Genomic DNA, 4692 nt, shown 5'->3' on the forward strand with positions numbered 1-4692 from the left:
CTTCCCTTTTTCCCGCGTGGCGCTGACGACCGGCTGCCGGGAAAAGGGGGCCACATCCCAGGTCGTCACCAGACGACCACCCCCTCCCGGCACACACCAGGAGGAAATCTTGAACGGAAACTCCGAACTCATCAGCCCCCAGCAGGACGGGCACCCGGCGACGGGCGAACCGCTGCAGCTGGCCGACCGACGAGTCCTTGTCATGGGACTCGGGATGAGCGGGGAAGCCGCAGCGATCCTCTGCTCCTCCCACGGCGCGTCCGTCACGGTCACCGACCACAAGGAGGCCGGCGAACTGGCCGAAGCCCTCGACCGACTGGCCCAGCACCCCATGACCTACCGCCTGGGCGCCGACCAGCCCGACATCACCGGGTTCGACCTCATCATCCGCAGCCCCGGCGTCCGCACTACCCACCCCGCCCTGGCCACCGCCCAGAACATGGGCATCGCGATCTGGAGTGAGGTCGAACTCGCCGCCAGGCTGTGCCCCTGCCCCATCATCGCCGTCACCGGCACCAACGGTAAGGGCACCACCACCACGCTGATCAGCGCCATGATGCAGGCCAGTGGTCGCCGCGCCCACCTCGTGGGCAACATCGGGATCCCGTTCGCCGGCGTTCTGCCCGAGATCGAGGAAGACGACATCGTCGTCCTGGAGGTCGCCGCCGGCCAACTGCAGGACAGCCCCCTCCTGGCGCCGGCAACCAGCGTCATCACCAACATCCGCCGGGAGCACACGAACCTCTACCCGTGGGACTACTACCTCGAGCTCAAGAGCCGCATCGTGGCAAACCACACCCGGTTCAACTCCACGGTGGTCTCCATCGATGACCCCGAAAGCTGCAAGATCGCCGCACGCGTCCCGGGCAGTGTCCTGTACGTCAGCACCCTCGGCCCCCTCCCCGCCGGCCTTGACGGCGCCTTCATCGACGACGACCGGATCACCGCCCGCTACGCAGGCCAGGAAACGGTCTTGTGCCGGGTACAGGACCTCAACGCCGCTGGCGTGGCCGCCAACACCCTCCCGGCCATCGCTGTCGGTCTTTCTTGGGGCCTCCCCCTGACCGCGATCCTCCACGGGATCATCAACTTCCGCGGCCGCGAGCATGTGCTGGAGTACGTCGGTGAGCACGAAGGAGTCACCTACTACAACGACGCCAAGGCCACCAACCCCTGGTCCACCCAGCACGCCCTGCGGGCGTTCAACGGCCGATCCGTCGTCCTGATCGCCGGAGGCGAGGACAACAAGAACGGGGTCTTCACCGCCCTGCACGAAGAGTTCACACGGAACGTCGCACACCTGGTCGCCTTCGGCCCCACGGCGGAGCACATCGTCAACTGCGTCCGAGGCGCCAATCCGCCCGCCATCACGGTCGTCGACGACTTCCGTACGGCCATCGAGAAGGCCACGCAGACCGCGGAACCCGGACAGACCGTGCTCTTCAGCCCCGGCACCTTCACCCCGCACCTGAACCCCGACTACCTCGAGCGGGGGCACATCTTCAAGGAGATCATCAACGGTCTCATCCAGACCTCCTGATGCCGCCGGACGAAGGGCCGGACTCCGCCACTGCGGGGTCCGGCCTTTCGTCGTCCTGCACTCCATCAGCCGACCACCCACCGACAGAAACGATGAAACGGAAGAAAATGACCCACGACACTCTGCTGGTGCACGGAGGGCAGCCCCTTCGCGGCGAAATCCGCGTACGAGGAGCGAAGAACCTCGTGCCGAAGGCCATGGTCGCCGCTCTCCTCGGGCACACCGCCAGCCGCATCCAAAACGTCCCCGAACTCCGCGACGTCGAGATCGTCCGATCCCTTCTCAGCCTGCACGGCGTGGGTGTCACCACCGGTGAACGAGACGACGAACTTCGCATCGACTCCTCACGGGTCCAGCAGGCCGACCCGGGGAAGGCCGTCGCACACGCCGGCTCTTCCCGCATCCCGATCCTGTTCAGCGGCCCTCTGCTGCACCGACTCGGACAGGCATTCATCCCCGGCCTGGGCGGCTGCGAGATCGGGGGCCGCGCGCTGGACTTCCACTTTCAGGTACTGCGCGACTTCGGGGCTGAGATCGAGCCCCGCCCCGACGGAGTGCACCTCCGCGCCCCCCAGCGGCTCAGGGGCATCGACATCCGCCTCCCCTATCCATCCGTGGGCGCCACGGAACAGGTCCTGCTCACCGCAGCCCTCGCCGAGGGCGACACCGAACTGCGCAACGCCGCCATCGAGCCCGAGATCCTCGATCTGATCTGCGTGCTGCAGAAGATGGGCGCCATCATTACCCTCGCGAGCGACCGCACCATCGTGATCAGCGGTGTCGACAGCCTGGACGGCTACATCCACCGTGCTCTCCCGGACCGGCTCGAGACGGCCTCGTGGGCCTGCGCGGCGCTCGCGACCAAGGGCGACATCTACGTCCGCGGCGCCAGTCAAACCGAGATGACCGCCTTCCTCTACACGTACCGGAGGGTCGGCGGACTCTTCGACGTCGATGAAGACGGCATCCGCTTTCAGCACCCGGGCCGGCCGCTGAGCGCCATCAGCCTGGAGACCGATGTACACCCCGGCTTCCAGACCGATTGGCAACAGCCCCTGCTCACCGTGCTGGCGCTGGCCGAAGGAACTTCCAGGATCCATGAGACCGTGTACGAGTCCCGTCTCGGTCTCACCGCCGGCCTGAAGAAGATGGGGACGGACGTGCAGCTTTCCGAGGAGTGCCTCGGTGCCCGCCCCTGCCGGTTCGAAGGACAGAACCACCAGCACTCGGCAGTCATCTCCGGATCTCCCCGGCTTCAGGCTGGCGACCTGAAAATCCCCGACCTGCGCGGAGGCTTCGCATATCTGATCGCGGCACTCGCAGCGAAGGGGACATCGCGGCTGGACGGCATCAGCCTCATCGACCGGGGATATGAGAGGTTCCTGCAGAAGCTCCAAGACCTCGGAGCCGATGTTCAGCTGATCACCTCTTGAACCAGGCCGCGCCCCTGGGGTCGGAAGCAACTGAACGGCTTCCGGCCCCAGTAGCCGGCCATGCCCTGTCAGGACCGGACGAGGCCCTGGCTCGTCATCAGCGGTCGCCAACTGAGGCACGCCCAGCGTCGCTGCCTTGCGCCGACCGCTGGCGCGAGGCCCGGCCGACAGCACTGTCGGCCCGGTGAGGGCCGTATCCGTCCGCCCGGGACCGCAGCGGCCTGGCTCTCGTCGTGGGCGGACGGACAACCCAAGGGACCAGCAGCTTCCCAGGACGTCCAGCAGCGGCCGACTGCGGCGCCTAACCTCCGTAAGCCTCCGCGGCCACGAGCGCCGGCGGCTGCGGCGGCTTCGAGATGGGCAAAGAAGGCCAGCAGAGGGAGAGGGGACGGCGGCTCGAAGCCGTCAGCCGTGCGCGGCTCCGTGTACTGTCCAAAGCCAGCCGGGAGCAGGCGCTGGAGCAATCTTCTGTGTGATCCGGCGACGACGTAATTGACGCAGATTTTTTGGCCACGGGTTTTCCGTGGCCAAGGCCGCCCATCTTGGGTCGGGGCCGAGGGAGTCTTTAACCGGGAGGTTTTCGGGCGGGTCCCTCCCGGGACAAGAACAGGGGGCCGAGTGCCCGACTGACGTCGCGGTGAGGGCACAGCCCTCTCCATTGGCTCAAGTGTAATGGCCCCCTGTTCATGTCCCGGCCCGCCCGAAAACCTCCCGGTCAAACACTCCCCCACCCCCTTCTGGCGGCTGAACAGGTGCAGCCCGCTACGGGGGAATGTGACCCAAAACACACTGAATTCCCCTATCGAATCCAACGAATTTCCTAGGCGCCGACACTAGGAGATGGCATAATTAGGGATACAGGAAGGGACCTGGCAGAAACTTCCGAAAACCCGAGAAAAAATCAGCGAAAGAGGAAACATGCCTATCAAGCCCATCGCCCCCCCGGCCCTACAGGCCAGCAGCTTCGGCGAGAAGAGCGGCTACATCGACCCGAAGAGCGGTCTTAAGGACCGGCGAGACAAGGAGGGAAACCAGTACCTCACGTTCACGCTGATCGTCCTTGCTTTGGTCGACGATTTCATCGGCGAGCTGAAGCGGCGTGAGTTCGAGGTTTGGGTCCAGGGCGAGGACATCAAGAAGCTTCAGGACGCCTTCCCCGAGGGAATGACCAGCGTCACCAGCAGGGAAGAGGCAAGGGTCACGGTCGTCGTCGCGGACGAGTGGTACTCCAACTACCAGAATGAAAAGAAAGAATGGGTCCACACGATCGGACTCCGTGCCAGCTCTATCACGCTTCCGAACAAGAAGGGCTGAAAACCCCCGTGTTGCAGGGGCTGAATTTTCAGCCCCTGCAACACGGCAGGCGAACCAGAACCGCACCCCAGCTCATAGAGGTTCCAGGGATGTGCCATTTCCTCCAAAGGAACATGTGCATCAAACCGAAGAGCCCTCCACCCTGACAGTCAGCCGCCCGCGAAGCGGGCCCAGGGCCGGGGAGCGAAGCGGACCGGCCCAACTGGTCGTGAAACGGCCAGAGTTGGGACGCGAAGCGGCTCAACCAGGGGTCTGGAGCGAAGCGGAAGACCCCGAGGCCAAGCCCGCGAAGCGGGCGCCAGCCCGCCCCGCGCGAAGCGCGGGGCCTTACACTCCGTCACAGCCCGCGCGCAGCGCGGGCGTTCCCTTCCCCAGCGCGCAGCGCTGGGGGTCCCGCTCCGCGGG

General features: G+C 65.8%; 3 protein-coding genes. All 3 read left to right on the forward strand.

From position 1 onward, the window contains the following. The first annotated feature begins 109 nt into the window (after window positions 1–109). The 3 genes from murD to ACFY0O_RS37625 all read left to right on the forward strand — a co-directional run bounded on the left by murD (window position 110) and on the right by ACFY0O_RS37625 (window position 4287). Window positions 110–1540, forward strand: coding sequence for a UDP-N-acetylmuramoyl-L-alanine--D-glutamate ligase (gene murD, locus ACFY0O_RS37615; protein WP_388955598.1), 1431 nt, complete (start codon window positions 110–112; stop codon window positions 1538–1540). Window positions 1541–1647: 107 nt separating this feature from the next. After that, window positions 1648–2973 (forward strand): UDP-N-acetylglucosamine 1-carboxyvinyltransferase, encoded by a 1326-nt coding sequence (gene murA / locus ACFY0O_RS37620; protein ID WP_388955600.1) that lies wholly within the window; start codon window positions 1648–1650, stop codon window positions 2971–2973. A gap of 918 nt (window positions 2974–3891) precedes the next feature. Next, entirely contained in the window at window positions 3892–4287 is a 396-nt protein-coding gene (locus ACFY0O_RS37625) for a hypothetical protein (RefSeq protein ID WP_388955603.1), read from the forward strand. Window positions 4288–4692: the final 405 nt, after the last annotated feature.

The organism is Streptomyces sp. NPDC001594 (assembly GCF_042893675.1).
GTDB lineage: Bacteria > Actinomycetota > Actinomycetes > Streptomycetales > Streptomycetaceae > Streptomyces.